We start from the raw sequence: 19,091 nt of genomic DNA on the forward strand, positions 1-19,091 counted from the left end.
CCCTAACCATTATCGATAAAAGAAGAATAAAAGGCTGAAATTCAAGGCAAGATTAAAGGCACTAGAGCTAGCTTAATATGCATTAGCGCCTCTGCCGGACAAGATCATGCCTCACACCTCCCCCTCGCTGCTGATCCTCGGAACACGAGGTATTCCGGCCGCGCATGGCGGTTTCGAGACCTTTGCAGAGAAACTTGCACTATTTCTGGCAGGGCGCGGCTGGCGGATCGGCGTGTATTGCCAAGAGGAAGTTCCCGTCGTCACGGAGCGCTTCCGCAGCGAAACCTGGCGCGACATCGAGCTCATCCAGACCCAGGTCGCTTCGACAGGCCCGCGCGCGACGCTCGAATTCGACTGGCATTGCGCCCGGGACGCGGCCCGACGGCAAGCCGTCAGCCTCGTGCTTGGCTACAATGGTGCGGTCTTCCTGCCCTATCTGCGTCTTGCCGGGCGCAAGATCCTGACCAACATGGACGGGATCGAATGGCGCAGGCCGAAATGGTCGCTGCCGGTCCGTGGCTGGTTCTGGGCCAATGAATGGATTGCCGCCTGGACCTCTCATCGCCTCGTCGCCGATCATCCCGTCATCGCCGATCACCTGGCGACGCGGCGCCCGCGCAGCGCAACGGCCATGATCCCCTATGGCGGCGTGCCGATCGAATCCGCCCCAACCGAACCGCTCGCCGCGTTGGGCCTGGAAAGTGGCCGTTACCTGATTTCGATCGCCCGGATCGAGCCCGACAATTCAATCCTGACGCTGGTCGAGGCCTTTTCGCGCAAGCCGCGCGGCATGAAGCTGGTCGTGCTGGGGACCTTCGTCGATGGGAATCCCTATCACCGACAAGTCAGGGAAGCAGCCGGCCCGGAGGTGATCATGCCCGGCGCCATCTACGAGGCGGATACGGTGCAGGCCCTGCGCTTCCACGCGCGCGGCTACATGCACGGCCACACCGTCGGCGGCACCAACCCGTCCCTGGTCGAAGCGCTCTGGGCGAGCAACCCGGTCATCGCGCACGACAACCCCTATAACCGCTGGACGGCCGGCGAAGCCGGGCTGTTCTTCAGCGACGCAGCAAGCTGCGAAGCCGCGATCGAAAGCCTCCTCGGCGAGGATGAGCTCGCGGCGCGCCTGAAGGCCGCGGCGCAAGCCCGGGCGCGCGAGGCCTTCGATTGGCAAGCCGTGCTCGAAGCCTATGAGCGGGAAGCCCTCGCCCTGACAGATCGCGTGCCGCGACCGGCCCTGCAACCGACCGGAATGGTCAGCAACGAGCCGCGATGAGGCTCAGCCGCCGCGCAGTCCTGGCGGGAGCCGGTGCCGTCGCTGTCGGCCGCCAGCCGGCGCAGGCGGCTCAGCCGCTCCTGCTGCGACGCGGCATCAACCTCTGGCCCTGGTTCTCCCTGACGCGCGAGCACCCAGCGCCGCGTACCGATTACGACTGGCCGCCCTTCCAGCTCGACCGACCTGTTCCCACGGAGCGCGACCTGTCGCTGCAGCGCCGGGCCGGCTTCGATTTCGTCCGGCTGCCGGTCGACCCCGGCCCGTTCCTGGCGGCCACCCCCACGGTCCGGGCTGCCCTGCTCGACCAGCTCATCACCGCGGTGGCGCTCGCGCGGGTGCAGGACCTCGCAGTGATCGTCAATCTCCATGCCAATGCCGCCACGCATTACTGGACGCCCAATCGCCTGTTCAGCGGGCCGGGCGCGCCGGGATTTCCCGCCTATCGCGACCTCGTGGAGGAGATCGCCGGCCTGCTGGGCAGGCTGGGGCCGCGCCGACTTGCCTTCGAACCGGTCAACGAGCCGCCCCAGTCCTGCGGTGCGCTCGAGTGGGACGACATGCAGCGGCGGCTGCTGGCGGCTGCCCGCGGCGCGGCGCCGGGACTGACCCTGCTGGCGACGGGAGCCTGCGGCAGCATGATCGCCGGCCTCCCGGCATTGCGGGCGCGAACCCTGGCCGCCTTCGAGCCCCTGCTTTTCACCTTCCACTTCTACGAGCCCTATGTCTTCTCGCATCAGGGCGCGCGCTGGATGAGCGAGCCGTTCTACCCGGTTCTGAACGCAGTTCCCTGGCCAGCAGCGCAGGGCAATCTCGCGACGACTCTGGCCGCGGTACGCACGAGGATGGAAACGACCGGCCAACCGCCACTGGGCAGTGGTGCAGCGACCTACAGGGAGGCCGAGCGTGTCCTGAAGCAGTATTTCGAGGCGCAACCCGCCCGCCCCTTCATCGACGGCTATCTACGGCAGGTCGCCGATTGGGCGAAACGAGAAGGCGTCGAGCCCGGGCGTGTCCTGATGGGCGAGTTCGGAGCCTTACGCTCCGGCGCCGGCATCGCGGCGGCCGGCGCGGACGACCGCGCGCGCTATGTCCGCGACGTGCGGCAGAGCGCAGAGGAGCTCGGCTTTCCCTGGGCCTTCTGGAACCTGTTCGACAGCATGGGGCTGATCGACGACGTCAGCCGGCGGCCCGACCCGACAATGATCGCGGCCCTGGGGCTGAGGATGCCTGATTGAACCGGCTCGGCCCGACCGGGCGCTCCCGGGGATAGAGGCAGAGCACCAGGACGATGAACTTGGCCACGAGCGTGGTCTTCGTCGCGACGCTCTCCGAGCCGTTCAGCAGGATGATCCAGACGATCATGACCAGCCAGACGCCCCGGCGCCCGCGCCCGAGCTCATACATGAACAGCCCGAAGGCCAGCGTGACGAGCGCCATGATAATCGCGCCCTGATACAGGGTCATGCGGATGAACGGGTTCTCGATGCCCCATTCGAGACCGTTGACGCGGCGCAGCGTGTCGACGAGCTGAGTGTCGGGGCCGATGATGAGGTCGCCAAGAGAGAACATCGCCAGCAGGTCGAACATCTCCTTGCGCGCATTGGCACTGCCACCGTCCGAGACGAAGCGACCCAGCACGTCATTGAAGAAGCCAAGCTCCGCCAGCCCGCCGATCGCTACCGGCAGAACAGCGATCAGGGCACAGCCTATCGCAGCTCCGATCAGCGAGATCCGGTTCCGGCGCAGCAGCCCGAGCAGCGCCCCCGCGCCATAGATCAGGCCGAAGAACAACGAGGTCAGCAAGGCGGTACGGCCGCCGAAGACGACGAGCGCCGCGCTCTGCAGCGCGATGAGGACGCCCCGCGTCGTGGGCGACAGCGAGGGGGCGCCGCTGATCAGCGCCATCAGATAGCAGGCCGTGATCATCGCATTGACCAGCGGATGGCCGTGCAGAGCCGTGGAGCGCGTGTCGGTCTCGAAGGCTATGCCGTCGAAGCGATAGGGGAAGACCCTGACCTGGGTCACGAACTCGAAGAGCGCCAGCAGGGCGTTCACCGTCATCATGACGTGCAGCATCGTCGTCAGCGTCGCCATGGTGTCGTCATCGGCATCGACGAGCAGCAGCATCAGCAGCCCTGCTGCGATGTAGGTGTCGACGAGGCCGCCGATGCCGGGACCGTCCCGCAGCACCGTGACGACGAATGTGCCCATGGCGACGACCAGCATCAGCAGCGTGGCAGGCCTGGCGCTGGCGAGATGGATGCTGCGGCTGACGGGATCGCCGCCAGCGACCAGGCTCCAGCCGAAGAGCAGGACGATCATATAGGTGGAAGGATGGATCTTCGTGGCGGCCGAGCCGGCAAGCCCGTCATAATTGTAGCCGATCAGCCAGAGCATGCCGCCCGATACGCAGAACAGCACGATAACAGTGGCGAAGAGGCCGTAGCGCGTGACGGCATCGAGACGAGCCCAGACCGGCGCCCGGCGCAGCCTCAGGGCATCGTCGCCGAGGCCGGCGGCCTGCATCAGCCCCGCCCGCTGGAATCGACGAGGATCGTCGCCGTCACCGTCCGCCCCATGATCCGCGCAGCCTCGACTGCCTTGGTGACGTCCTGCAGGCGCGTCTCATGGAGTCGGGCAACGAGGACGATCTCTTCGGCCATGCCGACCAGCGGCGCGATCGTGACGTTGGACGTGAGCGCCCCGGCATCGACGATCACCACATCGAAATGGCGGCTGGCATCGGCCAGCATGCGCATCGCGAAGGAGCGTCCAAGAGCCTTCTGGGGCGGGGCTTTCCGGCGACCACCCGACATCAGCGCGACGTCCTTGCCGCCCTCGAACTGGATGGCCTCCTCGAGGCTGCTTTCGCCGCGCAGGACATCCATCAGGCCCTTGCCGGTATCCTGCTGCTGCTTTTCGACATTGGCGTCGACCAGCAGGACGCGCTCGCCTTGTCGCATGGCTGCGGCGGCGAGCAGATCAGTAACGCGCTCGCGCTCGCCCTCATCCGGCCGGGCCGAGGTCACCAGCAGGCTGCGCGCCGCCGTGGCGGAAGCCGGCGTGGTGTTGAAGAGCCGGAGCAGCGCGAGCCCGGCATCCGCCTCCGCGTTGCCGGCGGATGCCGCGGATTTGCCGAAACCCCAGCGCCGCTTTGCCGAGGCCGGCTTGCCGGACCGCAGGACACCGATGACCGGCGCCCCGATCAACGCCTCCGCCTGTGCCGGCGACAGCAGGTGGGGCGCCGCATATTCGCGCAACAGCGCCAGGCCCATGCCCAGCCCCAGCCCGAGGACGGCCGCCGCCGCGGCAAGCGGCAAGGTGGGCGGCCAGCTCGGCTGCAGAGGTGGCTGGGCCAGGCTGATGATGCGGGCATTGGTCGTATCGAGATTGGCCTGCTCGCGCGTTTCCTGGGCGCGCAAAAGGAAGTTTCCGTAGACCGCCTTCACGGCGTCGAGATCGCGCTGCAGTTCGCGCAGCCGCACCGAGGCCTTGTCGGCCCCCTGCGTCTGGCGTGTCAGGGCGTCGAGCTTGCCGGCGAGCAACTTCTCGTTGCCCAGCGCGCGCTCGTAGTCGGTCCGCACGGATTGCGCGACGCGCTCGATCTCGACCGAGATCATGCGGCGCAGATGAGCAAGCTGGTTCTGCACCGCACCGATTGCGGGATGGCGCGGGCCGAACTGGCTTTGCAGATCGGCCTCCCGCTGAATCAGCGTCGCCTCCTGCTCGCGCAACCGACCGATGACCTGGGATTGAACCGCCTCGGCCGACGTGCCCGAGAGGCCGCCGCGGGCACGCTGCTGCGCGATCTGTTCGACCTGGGATTTGAGGGCAGCGGTGCGCGCCTGCGCCGCCGAAAGCTGGTTGCTGATCTCGCTGAGCTGCTGGTCGCTGATCAGGCGGCCGGAGGCGGCGACGAGATTATTCTCCGCGCGATAGCGCTCGACGGCGTTCTCCGCCGCCTCGACACGCTTGCGCTGCTCGTCGAGGCGCGCGGTCAAGGCGTCTGAAGCCTCGGTCGCGGCACGGCTGCGGGAATCGGCCTGGTCGGCCAGATAGGCTTCGGCGATGGCGTTGGCGAGCTTCGCCGACTTGCCGGCTTCCTTGGTCGTTACGGCGACATCGACGACGAAGACCTTGTCCGCGCGCTTGACCGAAACCTTGCGCCGGAGATTGGTGAGGGTGCGCGCCTCGGTCGGCGTCAGGGACCCATCGGTCGTCGGCGGGTCGGCGGCCACCCTGCCAAGCAGGCGTGAGAGCAGCCCGGCACCGTTGAATTCGGGATCCTCCGTCAGCTTGGTCGCGCGGATCGCGCGGACCAGGACGCCGCCGGACTGGATGACGCTCGTCTGGCTTTCGATCTGGGCCAGGCCGCCATCCGGCGAGAGGGTATTCGGATTGACGTCGTTATTGACGACGTTGCGGTCGCGAGGATCGATCAGAAGCTGGGTCGATGCGGTGTAGAGCGGCGAGGTCGTCAGCCCGTAGGCCAGGGCAAGGCCGGTCAGCAGGCCGGCGACGGCCAGGATCATGGCACGGCGGTACCAGAGGATGCGCCATAGCTCGGAGATCTCGACCGCGCCATCGGGGCGGCGGCGATAAGTCTCCGGCGGAGGCGGCTGCACCGTTTCCTCCGGTCCTTGAGCGATTGCAGCCAGGCTCGCCATTCCCCTACTCGACACGACGCAACTCAGGAACGGGGCTCACGGGCCTCCGCTCCGGGCGACACAATGCCATCGACTCCTTAACAAGTGCTCAGGCGGCAGCGATCTTTCCGCTGCGTCAGGATTCGCAATCAAGCTAACCAAATCGCAATGCGTGCATGCGACAGTGCAGACAGCTCCTGCGCGCGCCGCCGGAAGCGTGGCCAGGCTTCAGGAATGAAATTGACGCTGAATATCGGTGCCTCTCCGCTGCGGCGATGGCATCTGGATCTGATCGATCGGCTTCGGGCCGTGCCGGAGCTGGAATTATCGATGAGAGCCCCTGCCGGACACGGCACAGGGCCGCAGTGCTTTGCAAATACCGCCTGCGCATCAAAGAACCCGCCCCAGAGCGAGCTCTTCGCCATAGCCCCTGCCGGAACGGGCCTCCCGCCGCTCCGACCGGCCTCCGTTGCAGCCGATCTGGTGCTCGACCTCGACGGGGCCTCCGCGGCCGGGGATGCACGGAGTTGGCAGCTCCATTTCGACGGGCAGACCGGGGAGAACGCGCTGGTTGCAGCCGTGCTTGCAGGCCGGATGCCGCTGGTCGAGATCATGGCGAATGGCACGCTCGTCGCGGCTGGGCGGCCGGGCAGCGAGAACAACCGCGCCCCGCAGATGATGCTCGACGACATCCTGAGCCGTCTGGTGACGCTCATCGTGGCAGCCGTCCGGGGACAACACCTGCGCGTCCCGGCCCTGCCTGCCGCCGCCGAACCGCCACCCGCCCCAGCTCCGCGCAGCGGCTTCGTGCAGTCGACGCTGAAGACGGCCCTGTCCGCAGCCGCCGACAGGTTCTATCGCCGCTGGTTCCATGCCCCGCATTGGCGGACCGGCTGGCGCAAGCTCGATGGACCGGACCTGTTCGACCTTCAGCGCCATCCCGCATCGGGCTGGCGCGTTCTTCCCGACGACGGCACCCGCTTCTACGCCGACCCCTTCCCGATCGAGCATCGCGGCCGGGTCACGCTCTTCGTAGAGGACTTCGTCCATGCCGTCGGCAAGGGCATCATCTCGGCCGTCGAGTTCGGGCCGGACGGCCCGCTGGGAACGCCCGTCCCGGTGATGGAACAGCCCGGCCACCTCTCCTACCCCTTTGTCTTCGAACGCGACGGGGAGGTCTGGATGATCCCCGAGAGCTGTAGTGCCGGGCGCATCGACCTGTTCCGGGCGACCGCCTTCCCCGGCGGATGGGTGCGGGAGACGACACTGATCGACAACGTGGTCGCGAGCGATGCGACGCTGGTCGAGCATGGCGGCCTGTGGTGGCTGTTCGCAACGGTGCGGGACGGTGGCGGCTCCTATTCGGATGCGCTCCACCTCTGGTCGGCGCCGGATTTCCGTGGACCCTGGACGCCGCATCCCGGCAATCCGGTCCTGATCGATATCGCATCGGCCCGGCCGGCGGGGCGGATGGTGCTGCGCGAGGGAGCCTTGCTCCGCCCGGTGCAGGATTGCCGCCTCGGCTATGGCAAGGCGCTTGGCATCGCCCGGGTCACCCGTCTCGACGGCGAAGGTTTCTCTCAGGAGATCGAGACTATCCTTCGGCCGGGGAAGCTCTGGCCGGGGCGCCGCCTGCACAGCCTCAACAGCGCCGGCGGCCTTGAATTCATCGACGGCTCGGGACTGGCACGGAAGCCTCTGATCGCTCGGCGTTGACCGGCTGCGAAACGCGCCGGGACCTGATTGCGTGGCCGGCCTGGTCGGCCATGATCGCCATCCGCCCGAGCAGCGTGCGTGCGCCCGTCATCGATTCGAGCGTCACCGCCTCGGTGGCAAAGCGCCGCTTGTACTCCTCGCCGCCGCACAGGAAATCGACCGTCGACAGGCCCTGATCGATCGACCACTGGATGTACTCGATGATCAGGAGCGTGCCGGGTGACCAGCGCTCGAATTCCGGATCGTAGGTGGGGATGAACACCATCATCTGATCACGCTGGACGAAATTGATCGAGACGGCAGCGATCGTACCGGAGCATTCGAGCACGAAGATGCGCAGGATGCCGAGCTTCGCCATGACCTCGACCAGCGCCTGAAGAGCCGGCGCGCCTTCATCGAACAGATCCGAAGCGTAGCCATGCCGCTTGAGCCAGATGCGCTTGAGGGCGGCGACGCGCGCGAGCACCGCCTCCAGCGGCTCTTCAGGCCCCAGCAGGCGGAAGCGGTAGCCCCCGGCTTCCTCCATGAACTTCCGGCCGCGGCGATGGTGCTGCCGCAAGCTCTTCGATTGTGCGCCGAACCAATCCGCGCCGCGCTGCCATGGCCCGATCACGCGATAGCTGATCTCGCTGCGGTGATTGAGGCGCAGCCTGCGCGCGGCGACATCGGTGGCGAAGACACCCCTGATCGCAGCCTCCGGCAGAAGGCGATTGAGGTAGACCATGTCGAAGCGGCCCGTCGCGGCGATCTCCCGCCACAGAGCGGCGACAGCGCCCTGGTTCCGGTCCGGCGCGAGGAGCGCATCGCCGTAGTCGCTGTGCTCCTTGGCAGCCCACTCCAGGATCGTGACGCCACGGCGCCGGATCGTGGCAAAGGGAAGCACCGCTTCCAGAACGTCCCCGTTCCAGACGAGCCCGATCAGCAGGCCGCGTTCGTCACGACGCGTAGCGGTTCGCCACCACGCTTCGATCCAGGCGTGACTCTGGAAGACGAGGCCATCGCAACGCCGCCACAAGGCATCCCAGGCCGCAGCGAGCGCCACGAGCCTTTCATGGGATGTGACGATTTCGAGCTCCCGCCCCGCGGCTGCGGCGAGCCGCCTCCGATCGCTCATGGATGCGCCGCCTCGATCGTCGGCATGACCTGCCGGTTCGGACGCAGGCGATTCTCGAGGCCAAAGCATGTCAGCCTCTCAGTTCGCTTGCCGACGGCCAGAAGCGGCACCCCGGTCGTCAAAGGGCTCATCGCCGAACTCTCGTCGAGGATATTGCCAATGTATGCGATCATTCTCTCAGATCATCCGGAGCCCAAACCACGGATTGCCCGGTGCTTCGACAATGGAGCCGCGCACCGTTCTTTCCCAAAGCCACAGGTTCCCGAGAGGCGGATCTCCTCATCGGCTCGATGTTCCAAGGTTACACCCCAAGACTTTAAATATTCGACAGGGCGATGAAGGGCCTGTGCGTTATGGTTAAGCACGGCAGACACCGACAACGCCCCGCGCTGACGACCGCGAAAAAGCTCGCCCTCAGGCTGGGCCAACGGCACGGTCCTGTTCCGGCTTGCCGATCGCCACGGCCGCGGCGACGGCACGGTCGCGCCCCGCATTCTTGGCGTCGAACAAGGCGAGATCGGCGGCGTTGAGCAGGAGGCCAGCCTCGCTTTTCGGCTGAGGGAAAGCGGTGGCGGCGCCGACGCTGATCGTCACCTTGCCGTCGCCATGGGCGATGTTCAGCTCGCGCACGGCCTGCACCATGCGCTCGGCGACATGGGTCGCGCCCGCCTGCGACACATCCGTGAGGATGACGACGAATTCCTCGCCGCCGAAGCGGGCCGCGAGATCGGTCGAGCGCGCAGCGCCATCCTGGATCACGCCCGCGACCTGCTTGAGCACATCGTCGCCGGCGAGGTGGCCATAGGCGTCGTTATACTGCTTGAAGTGGTCGACATCGACCATCAGGACCGAGAGCGGCGTGCCGGTGCGCAGGCTGCGCCGCCACTCCGCCGCGAGATACTCGTCGAAATAGCGGCGATTGCCCAACCCGGTCAGCCCGTCGATGCGGGTCAGCCGCTCGAGCTCGAGATTGACGCGCATCAGCTCGCGTTGGCTCTCGCGGAGCGCCCGGTAGGCCTCGTCCCGCTGCAGGTGATCGAGATAGGCACGGGTGTGGTAGCGGATGCGCGCGATCAGCTCGACCTTGTCGGGGAGCTTCACCAGATAATCGTTGGCGCCGTTCTGGAAGGCGTCGCTCTTGGTCGCCGGGTCCTCCTTGGTGGAGAGCACGATGACCGGCACCGAATGGAGCGCCGGATTCTGGCGATAGGCCCGCACCAGATCGAGCCCGTCGACCCCGGGCATCACCAGATCCTGCAGGATCACGGTCGGCTTCACCCGCAGGGCGACCTCCATCGCCTCATGCGGATCGGTGCAATAGTGGAAGTCCAGATCGGGATGATGCGCGAGTGCCCGGCGCACCGCCTCGCAGACCATCACCTGGTCGTCCACTAGCAGCACCATCGAGAGGTAGCTGTCCGCCGGGGCGGGAACGTCGGGGACGGGACGGGTCATTTCGCCTCCCATGTGGCATACCTTATCGCAGCGGCCGGGCGCACGCACCGGCCAGGCGCGGCGCGATTGCAGTGAGCGGCATAATTTCGACAGCAGCGCCGATGGCAGCGGCCGCCTTCGGCATGCCGTAGACCGCGCTCGTCGCCTGATCCTGTGCTATGGTCAAATGGTGCCGCTCACGCAAGAGCTTCAGGCCGCGCGCGCCGTCACGCCCCATACCGGTCAGGAGGACACCGATCACCTCCCCACGCCAGTTCTGGGCGACACTCTCGAAGAAGACATCGACCGAAGGCCTGTAAGGGTAGTCGCGCGGCTCGACCTTGTAGCCAAGCTCGCCATTCGCTCCCAAGACGAGATGGTCTCCGCTCGCCGCGATCAGCACCACTCCCGCCGTGGGTCGCTCACCGACCTCGGCAGGGCGGACCGGTAAGCTGCATTGCTGGCCGAGCCAATTGGCGAAGCCGGGTACGAATTGCGCATCGAGATGCTGGACCAGCACGATCGCTCCCGGGAAATCAGCCGGCAGTTCCCCAAGCAGCGTGGCCACGGCCGCCGGGCCGCCGGCCGAAGCACCGATCGCAACCAGGGGATATCCGGCCGACGCCCGCACCCGTGGCGGAGTCGACGAGCGCGGCGCCCGGGGCTCGTCGCGCGACAAGCGCGCAATCGCAGCCATGCGCGCCAGCAAGACCGCCCCCTGGGCCGAGGCTCCGCCGCTGTGTCCGACGGTGGGGATATCGACAGCGTCGAGCGCGCCATAGCCCATCGCGTCATAGACACCGGAGACATTGGCATCGACGCTCGCGGTCACCAGCAGGATCGGGCACGGCGTCTCGGCCATGATCAGGCGCGTGGCCTCGACGCCATCCATCTCCGGCATGGTGAGGTCCATGAGCACGACGTCCGGCCGGTCGCGCCGGCAGGCCTCCACCGCCTCGCGGCCGTTCATCGCGATCCAGGCGACCTTGTGCTCGCCGGAGGAAGAGACGAGCCGCCTCAGCAATTCGACGGCCATCGGCAGATCATTGACGATCCCGACCCTCATGACGCTCCCCAACCCCGGTCTCGAATCTCATGGTTCGCCGATGAGATCCTCGACGGCGTTGAGCAAAGTTTCGTCGTGGAAGCTGCTCTTGGTCAAATAGTAATCGGCGCCGGCATCGAGCCCGCGCCGCCTGTCTTCCTCGCGATCCTTGTAGGAGACGATCATCACCGGCAGGTTGCGCAGGTTGCCGTCCCTGCGGATCAGCGTGACCAGTTCGATTCCGTCCATGCGCGGCATGTCGATATCCGTCACGACGAGGTCGAAACCGCCGGAGCGCACGGCGTTCCAGCCATCCATTCCGTCGACCGCGACCTCGACTTCGAAGCCGCGATGGGCAAGCAGCTTGCGCTCCAGCTCGCGGACCGTCAGAGAATCGTCGACCACCAGCACGCGCTTGCGCCGTGCCCGGCCCGCTTCCGCGACAACCGGCTCGAGCGAGCGGAGCTTGCCGGCGCCGACCAGCTTCTCCATCGAGCGGATCAGGTCTTCGACATCGAGGATCAGGGTGGGGCTGCCGTCCTCCAGCAAGGCGGCGGCGCTGACGTCCTTGACCTTGGAAAGTCGCTCGTCGAGCGGGCGCACGACGAGTTCGCGTTCGCCCAGGAAGCGGTCGACGACCAGCGCATAGGTTCCCGCCCCCGCACCGACCACCACAGCAGCCAGGTCGCCGGCATCGAAGACCGGCTGGCCCTGCCCCAGGATTTCATGCGCCGCGACAAGACCGACCTGCCGGTCCTCGAAGCGGAAATGCGGACGGCCTTCGAGAAAGGCGATCTCCTCCCGCGCCACGCGCAAGGTGCGCGCGATGGCTGCGAGCGGAATGGCGTAGGGCTCGCCGGCAATCTCGACGAGCAGGGCCCGGATTACGGAGAGCGTCAGCGGCAGCTGCAACTGGAAGCGCGTGCCGCGGCCCGGCTGCGAGACGACGCCGACCTGTCCGCGCACCTGCCGGACCATGGCCTGCACGGCATCGAGCCCGACGCCACGCCCGGAGATGTCGGTCACCGAAGCCTTCATCGAGAAGCCAGGCAGGAACAGGAATTCGAGCAGTTCCGCCTCGCTGAGGCTTCCCGCGTTCCCAGCGGCGACCAGACCGCGCGCCACTGTGCTCTGGCGCAGTGCCTCGATATCGATGCCACGGCCATCATCCGAGACGATGATCTGGAGCAGGCCGGCGCTGTGTCGCGCCTCGATTCGGATCGTCCCCTCTTCCGGCTTGCCGGCAGCGCGACGCTCATCGGGAGGCTCGATGCCGTGGTCGACCGCATTGCGCAGCAGATGGCCGAGCGCAGCGTCGAGCTGTTCGAGGATGTCGCGGTCGATGCTCGTCGAGCCGCCGACGATGTCGAGCCGCACCGGCTTGCCCAGGGCACGCCCGAGATCGCGCACCGTGCGCGAGAAATGCCGGACTCCGTCCTCGAAGGGACGCATCCGGCTGGCCAGCGTCTCGTCATAGAGCCGGTTGGCGAGGTCACTCGCACCCCGGTCCACGATATCGAGCTCGTCCAGCCGCTCGGCCAGGATCGCCTGCCCCTCCTCCAGCCGGAGCTGAAGGGTGGAGAGGGCCTGCTGCGCCCGCTCGTCGGTCCCTGCCGGCAAGGCGGCGCGCAAGGCGTCGAGGTTTCGGGACAATTCGCCCTGCACGCGGTGCAGCCGCAGCAATCCGTCGTTGAAGGGCCGCAATCGCCGCGCCGCCATCAGCGATTCACCGGCGAGCCCGAGCAGGCGGTTCAGGCTGTCGGCCGAGACCCGCACCATGCGCTCGCCAGACGCCTCGACAGGCGCCGCCACGGCGGAGGGCTCGGCAGATTTCGCGGCCTCCGGCGGGGGCTCCGGGGCCGGAGGCTCGGTGACGGAAAAACTGTTTGCATCGCCTGGCCCGTCGGAGGTCTGCAGCGCAATTGACGACTGCTGCTTCGGCTGACGCAGGGTCTCGACGAAGGCGTCGATCCGATGCTGCATCGTTTCGTCGCTGCCGCCCTCCTGCGCCGCGATCGCAGCCAGCAGATCGACGCCCGCAAGCAGCGTGTCGATATGGATACGGGTCAGCGTCAGCCTGCCGTGCTGCGCGGCGACGAGACATTCCTCCATTTCGTGCGCGACCCGCACGGCAGGCGTCAGCTCGATGATGCGCGCAGCCCCCTTCAGGGAATGGGCGGCGCGCATGCAGGCTTCGAGATGCATCGGTGCCGCGGGATCCCGTTCCAGCGCCAGGAGCCCCGCCGTCAGCGCATGCGATTGCGAGGCCAGCTCCGCCCGGAACAGCTCCAACATCGAGAGTTCGCTGAAATCATCGCCGCTCATGCGATGCTCCGGTCGATCAGGTCGAGCAGGGTCGCCGCATCGAGGCAGCCCACGGCGCGCCCGTTCCAGGGCAGCATTGCCGAGACCGCCGTCGTCGCAGACCGGCCGACCGTGGCGGGAACCGGGCCAAGCTCGCCACGGTCATAACCGTGGAGACCGTGCACTTCGTCCACTTCGAAGGCAGTCCGCCCGCCGCGGCCACCGATCACGACGAGGCGCTGGAAAGCCGCGAGCCGCCCCTCGCTGCGGGCGGCGCCGGCCGCACCGACGCCGAGCAACTCCGCCAGGGACAGACAGACGAGCAGCTCGCCACGGACATTGACGATGCCGCGCACCGCGGTACTGCGGCGATGCGGCAAGGAGCGGACCGGCCGCGGCTCCGCGATTTCCTGGCAGGTTGCGACCGGAAGCGCGAGCCACTCCTCCCCGATACGGAAGATGAGGACAGTGTCGCGCTCGCCCTCACCCACCGTCTCCGTCGTCTCGCGAGCAAAGAAGCGGGTCCATTCGTCGCGATAGCCCGGAGGCAGCGGCCGGTCGAGCAGCTGCCGCGCGGTCCGCGCATAGGTTGGGCAGTTGCGGCAATGCAGATGTGCCGCCAGCTCCGGACAGGAGCGATCGCCCTGAACACCGATCCGCTGCCAGCAGTCGTCAATGCTATCCGCGGTCTGGATGATAATCGCTTCGGCCCCGGACATCAGGTGTCACCCTTTTCGCCGAGCCGACTGAGGCGGCGCGTCAGCGCCCTTGCACCCGCCTCGTCGCCCTGCCGCTGAAGCAGGAGCCGCAGATGGGCCAGGGCCTCGCGATGGTCCGGCGCGAGATAGAGCGCTTTCCGGTATTGCCCTGCGGCCTGCGCCTCTTCGTTCTCGGCGTCATAGGTCAGGCCGACCAGATAGAAGGCTTCGGCCGAGGGACCGTATTGGGCGGCATGTCGCTCGGCGGCCTTGCGCGCTTCCGCGAAGAGTCCGGCATCGGCCGCCGCCCGGGCGGCCGTGAGATCGTCACCCGTCACGTCTGGCACCGGCGGCACCGGTTCGACGGGGGCAGTCCGGCGGGCAAAGGGCTTGATTGGCATGGGCACGCGCCGACCTTGCATGGCAGGAGCGGACAGGGCGCGCGTCGTGCGCCTGGCGGCGGCCCTTTCAGGCTCCACCGAGACCGGCGACGCGGCCGCTGCCTTGACGAAGGCGAAAGCCCTCGGCCGTCTCGCCGAGACGTAGCCGTGCAGTGAGGGCAAACCGGATTCGCCCGGGCCGACGAGGAGCAGGCCGTGGGCCGCGAGCATGCCGTTGAGCCGCGCCAGGGCCTGACCCTGCGTCTCGCGATCGAAATAAATCAGCAGGTTGCGGCAGAAGACGACATCGAAGTGTTGGCGGTCGGTGAAAACGGCTGGGCCGAGCAGATTGCCAAGCGTGAAGCGAACCTGTTGCCTGACGCGATCATGCGGCCTGAAGCCGCCCTCGAAGGCCTCGAAATGGCGCTCGCGAAAGGCGAGATCGGCGCCGCGGAAGGAATTGCGGCCATAGACCGCCCGCTCCGCATAGGCGAGGTTGCGGGTGCTGACATCGACCGCATCGACGGTGAAGTCCGCCGCCGCGAAACCGGCATCGAACAGCGCCATCGCGATCGAATAGGGCTCCTCCCCCGTCGAGCAGGGCAAGCTGAGCAGCCTGAACGGACGCTCCCTTCCCCGCAAATGCTCGGTCATCGCGCCGAAAGCCTCGGGATCGCGGAAGAACCAGGTCTCGGGCACGACGACGCAGTCGATCAGCTCCTGGCGCTCGTCCCGATGCTCCTTGAGATAGGTCCAGTAGGCGTGGAGGTCCGGCAAAGCGCGGGCGGCCATCCGCCGGGCCAAGGCGTGGCGGATCACCGAGGCGCCGACACTGGCGCTGCTCAGGCCGATCATCTCCTGCAGCAATCCCTCGAAATGGCGCACGGTTCCGGTCTCGACCATCATGGCGCGGCTGCGAGTTGGGCGAAGAGGATATCGCGGATCGCGGGCGGCAGCAGCGCTTCGCCCCGGATCCACTGGATCAGGCCGTCCGCGTCGGGCGCGACCGGCCCGAGATAAGGTGGCATGCCGGCCTCCACGCCGGAGGCGACGAAATCGCCTGGATCGCGTTCGACGGCCTCGACGGCCTTTTCCGCCAGGAGACCAAGGAGGCGACGCTCCTCCGCCGCGACAGGATAGCGCAAGAGAATAATCCGCGTGCTGAGCAGCGGCTCGGCCGGCCGGCCGAGCGCAAGCAGGCTCAGGTCGATCAACGGCACGGGCCGGCCGCGATAGCCGATCGCCCCCGCAACGCCGGCAGGCGCGCCCGGCAGCTGCTTGATGGCGACCAGCGGGAGGATCGCCTCGATCTGCCCGGCGTCGAGCGCGTAGCGGTCTTGCCCCAGCCGGAACGTCAGGAACAACATCGCCGCCCGACCTTTCCGTCAGGCGCGCAGCTTGAAGCGCGCGATGCTGCTGCGCAGCCCGGTCGAAACCTGGTTGAGCTCGTCGATGGCGAGCGTCGACTGCTGCAGCGATTCCACGGTCTGCTGGGCGGCCTCGCCGAGCTGGACCAGCGCCTCGCTGATCTGGCCGGCACCGGCGGCCTGGGCCTGCATGCCCTCATTCGCGACCTCGAAGCGCGGCACCAGGCCCTGAACCTGCTCGATGATGTCCGAGAGCTGGCCGCCGACCTGCTGGACGTCCTGCATGCCGCGCCGGACCTCCTCGGAGAATTTGTCCATCCCCATCACGCCGGCGGCGACGGCCGACTGGATGTCCTTGACCATCTGCTCGATGTCATAGGTCGAGACGGCCGTCTGGTCGGCGAGGCGGCGGATCTCGGTGGCCACCACCGCGAAGCCACGACCATATTGCCCGGCTTTTTCGGCCTCGATCGCCGCGTTGAGCGAGAGCAGATTCGTCTGGTCGGCGACCTTGGTGATGGTGGTGACGACCTGATTGATGTTGCCGGCCTTCTCGCTGAGGATCGCGAGCTTGGCGTTGATCGCGCCGGCCGCCTCCATGACCTGCTGCATGGTGCTTTCCATGCGGGAGAGCCCGGCCTGGCCGCCACCGGCGAGCTTGGCCGTCTGCTCCGCCACCTCGGAAACCTCGTCCATGGTGCGCACGAGCTCGTTCGAGGTTGCGGAAATTTCCTTGGCGGTTGCGCCGATCTCGGTGGTCGTCGCGGCGATCTCGCTTGCGGTCGCCTGCTGCTCCTTGGAGGTCGCGGCGACCTCGGTGATCGAGGTATTGACCTGGATGCCCGACTTCTGGATCTGGCCGATCAACCCCGCAAGGTCGTCCGCCATCGCGTTGATACCATCCGCCACAGTACTGAACTCGTCGCGACGAGCCAGCGAAAGTCGCTCGCTGAAGTCGCCCCGACGCATCACCTCGACGATGCCGAGCAGCTTGCCGAGCGGCCCCGTCACGGCCTTGAACAGGAAGTAGCCGCACAGCATCGCCAGCAAGACAGCGAATGCGAAGCTGACGACCAGCCCGAGTTTGGCGGCGCGCACGATCGAAACGATGTTGCGCGTAGAATCGTCGGCCTCTGCCTTGTTGAAGGCGAGGATCGCACCGACGACCTCCTGAAGACGCGTCGCGATCGGCTCGAGTTCGGCCCGGACCCGCGCACCCATCTCGGATAGCTGGGCGTCAGGCGCAGGCTTGCCGATCGAAAGAATACCATCCTGGGTTTGTGTAAACTGGTCGAAGAGCTGTCCGGCACGGGCGTGGTTGGCACGGTCCTCCTGGGTCGTGATCGCGCTCTCGTAGGATTTCAGTACATCACGGACACGGCTGCGCCCCGTCGCGATTCTCTCCAGTGCCTGCTTCTTTTCGTCGGCCGTGTCGGAGAGCAGGAATTCACGCGTGAGGCCGCGGCTCTCGCTCCAGGCCGACATGAGTTGCGCGCTGTAGTAGAGGCCGGGGACGGTCTTGGTCTCGACACTCACCGCCTCCCGCTCCGCCTCGGCGAACCAGATATAGGACAGCGCCGCCATGGCGGACATCACCGCGAGCACCGCTGCGAAGCTGAGCAGAATGCGGCGGCGTATCGTCAGGCTGATCATGACTCGGTCCATCCAGAAGCGTCCGCGGAACCACGGCGCAGCCATCCCCGGTTCTGCCGAGGTTCAGTTCTCCCCCGCCCGAATCGTTAGCGAGAAGTGGTTTCCCGACCGTTGCAGTTTCGGCTCGGAATGACGGCCAGCAACAACCACCCGCTTTCCGCCTTATTGACGCGATAGGCGCAATCGCGGATTGAACACTGCATTCGCCCGCCTGCAAAAAGGACACTCCATGTCGGCCGTGCGCGCCCTATCATCGTCGCGACTTGCCCTACCGGGCCTTCTTCTCTGCGCGACTGCACTGGCCGGCTGCAATGGCGAGAAATCAGCAGCCCCCCCGGTGCAGCCGCAGGCGCAGGTCAGCATCGTCGTGCTCCATCCGCAGCCCGTCGCGATCACCGCCGAGCTGCCGGGACGCGTCTCCGCCAATCTGGTCGCGGAAGTCCGGCCGCAGGTGAACGGCATCATCAAGTCGCGGCTCTACCAGGAGGGCGGCGACGTCAAGGCTGGCGAGGTGCTCTACGAGATCGACCCCGCGCCCTATCAGGCCACGCTCGACAGCGCGATCGCGGCGCAGCGGAAGGCGGAAGCCGCCGTCACCAACGCCCAGGTCAGGGCCAGCCGCTATCAGGAGCTGTTCCAGCGCAACGCCGGCAGCCGGCAGGACATGGACGACGCCAACGCGACGCTCGCCCAGGCGCAAGCCGATGTCGCCGCCGCCAAGGCGAATGTCGAGACGGCGCGAATCAACCTCGCCTATACCAAGGTCACGGCGCCGATCGACGGGCGCATCGACAAATCCGCGCTGACACCGGGCGCGCTCGTCACCGCGAACCAGGCGACCGCGCTGACGACGATCCGCAAGCTCGATCCGATCAATGTCGACGTCACGCAGTCCAGCACCAACCTGCTGCGCTTCCGCGACGACATCGCCTCAGGCCGGCTGCGCTTCACTGGCCTCAACGTCGCGGTGAAGCTGAAGCTCGACACCGGACAGCAATATGATCAGTCGGGCAAACTCGAATTCGCCGAAGCCAATATCGACGAGACGACCGGGACCTTCCGTGTCCGCGCCGAATTCCCCAACCCGGAAAAACTGCTGCTGCCCGGCATGTTCGTGCGTGCGCTGATCCAGGAAGGCATCGCCGAGAACAGCTTCCTGCTGCCGCAGCGCGGCGTCGGCCGCAACACCAAGGGCGAAGCGACGGCCAAGTTCGTCGGTCCCGACGGCAAGGTCGAAGAGCGGGTGCTGACCACGCGCCGCAGCATCGGCAACAACTGGCTGGTGGATGGCGGCGTCAAGGACGGCGAGCGCCTTATCGTCGAAGGCGGCCAGCTTGTCCGGCCGGGCCAGGTCGTGACGCCGACCGAGGTCAGCGTCGACGAAGCGACGGGCGAGCTCAAATCCGCCAACCGGCGGGCCGAGCTTGAACCCGGCAACCGCGCGAAGAACTGACC

The 19,091-nt window shown here is 67.0% G+C and carries 15 protein-coding genes; 4 read left to right on the forward strand and 11 right to left on the reverse strand.

The annotated features are described in order from the left end of the window. Positions 1-106 precede the first annotated feature (106 nt). Positions 107-1,279 (forward strand): DUF1972 domain-containing protein, encoded by a 1,173-nt coding sequence (locus CE453_RS19780; RefSeq protein ID WP_089176135.1) that lies wholly within the window; start codon positions 107-109, stop codon positions 1,277-1,279. Next, positions 1,276-2,514: a glycoside hydrolase family 5 protein gene (locus CE453_RS19785; RefSeq protein WP_089176136.1), complete on the forward strand. Its 1,239-nt coding sequence runs from the start codon at positions 1,276-1,278 to the stop codon at positions 2,512-2,514. Before CE453_RS19780 ends, CE453_RS19785 begins: the two co-directional genes overlap by 4 nt. Here the strand turns inward: CE453_RS19785 and CE453_RS19790 are convergent. Both CE453_RS19790 and CE453_RS19795 read right to left on the reverse strand, forming a co-directional pair. Then, positions 2,456-3,805, reverse strand: coding sequence for a VpsF family polysaccharide biosynthesis protein (locus CE453_RS19790; RefSeq protein WP_198302160.1), 1,350 nt, complete (start codon positions 3,803-3,805; stop codon positions 2,456-2,458). The two genes, CE453_RS19785 and CE453_RS19790, sit on opposite strands and share 59 nt — an antisense overlap. Further along, entirely contained in the window at positions 3,805-5,904 is a 2,100-nt protein-coding gene (locus tag CE453_RS19795) for a GumC family protein (protein ID WP_248307804.1), read from the reverse strand. Before CE453_RS19795 ends, CE453_RS19790 begins: the two co-directional genes overlap by 1 nt. 351 nt (positions 5,905-6,255) lie before the next feature. Here CE453_RS19795 and CE453_RS19800 point away from each other — a divergent pair, with 351 nt between their 5' ends. Further along, complete coding sequence (locus CE453_RS19800; protein ID WP_349236628.1) at positions 6,256-7,641, forward strand: glucosamine inositolphosphorylceramide transferase family protein; 1,386 nt, start codon at positions 6,256-6,258, stop codon at positions 7,639-7,641. On the opposite strand, the gene CE453_RS19805 is transcribed toward CE453_RS19800, so the two are convergent. From CE453_RS19805 to CE453_RS19840, 9 genes are all read right to left on the reverse strand, one after another. Further along, the gene (locus CE453_RS19805; RefSeq protein ID WP_089176139.1) at positions 7,592-8,755 is read right to left on the reverse strand and encodes a GNAT family N-acetyltransferase; all 1,164 of its coding nucleotides are present in this window, start codon (positions 8,753-8,755) and stop codon (positions 7,592-7,594) included. The genes CE453_RS19800 and CE453_RS19805 overlap by 50 nt on opposite strands. Further along, positions 8,752-8,928, reverse strand: coding sequence for a hypothetical protein (locus tag CE453_RS28705; RefSeq protein ID WP_157733114.1), 177 nt, complete (start codon positions 8,926-8,928; stop codon positions 8,752-8,754). Before CE453_RS28705 ends, CE453_RS19805 begins: the two co-directional genes overlap by 4 nt. A gap of 241 nt (positions 8,929-9,169) precedes the next feature. After that, positions 9,170-10,210, reverse strand: coding sequence for a diguanylate cyclase (locus tag CE453_RS19810; RefSeq protein ID WP_089178030.1), 1,041 nt, complete (start codon positions 10,208-10,210; stop codon positions 9,170-9,172). Positions 10,211-10,232: 22 nt separating this feature from the next. After that, entirely contained in the window at positions 10,233-11,255 is a 1,023-nt protein-coding gene (gene cheB, locus CE453_RS19815; RefSeq protein ID WP_089176140.1) for a chemotaxis response regulator protein-glutamate methylesterase, read from the reverse strand. A 27-nt stretch (positions 11,256-11,282) separates the two neighbouring features. Next, on the reverse strand, positions 11,283-13,559 hold the full coding sequence (locus CE453_RS19820; protein ID WP_089176141.1) for a hybrid sensor histidine kinase/response regulator: 2,277 nt from the start codon (positions 13,557-13,559) through the stop codon (positions 11,283-11,285). Further along, entirely contained in the window at positions 13,556-14,257 is a 702-nt protein-coding gene (locus CE453_RS19825) for a chemotaxis protein CheW (RefSeq protein WP_089176142.1), read from the reverse strand. Before CE453_RS19825 ends, CE453_RS19820 begins: the two co-directional genes overlap by 4 nt. Beyond that, positions 14,257-15,522 (reverse strand): CheR family methyltransferase, encoded by a 1,266-nt coding sequence (locus CE453_RS19830; RefSeq protein WP_248307805.1) that lies wholly within the window; start codon positions 15,520-15,522, stop codon positions 14,257-14,259. The genes CE453_RS19825 and CE453_RS19830 overlap by 1 nt, the downstream gene beginning before the upstream one ends. Continuing rightward, complete coding sequence (locus CE453_RS19835; protein ID WP_089176143.1) at positions 15,519-15,983, reverse strand: chemotaxis protein CheW; 465 nt, start codon at positions 15,981-15,983, stop codon at positions 15,519-15,521. Before CE453_RS19835 ends, CE453_RS19830 begins: the two co-directional genes overlap by 4 nt. Before the next feature lie 18 nt (positions 15,984-16,001). Next, a complete protein-coding gene (locus tag CE453_RS19840) occupies positions 16,002-17,636 on the reverse strand; it encodes a methyl-accepting chemotaxis protein (RefSeq protein ID WP_089178032.1) in 1,635 nt (544 codons plus the stop codon). A gap of 229 nt (positions 17,637-17,865) precedes the next feature. Here CE453_RS19840 and CE453_RS19845 point away from each other — a divergent pair, with 229 nt between their 5' ends. Continuing rightward, entirely contained in the window at positions 17,866-19,089 is a 1,224-nt protein-coding gene (locus tag CE453_RS19845) for an efflux RND transporter periplasmic adaptor subunit (RefSeq protein ID WP_089176144.1), read from the forward strand. Positions 19,090-19,091 lie beyond the last annotated feature (2 nt).

Origin of the sequence: Bosea sp. AS-1 (assembly GCF_002220095.1) — a bacterium.
GTDB lineage: Bacteria > Pseudomonadota > Alphaproteobacteria > Rhizobiales > Beijerinckiaceae > Allobosea.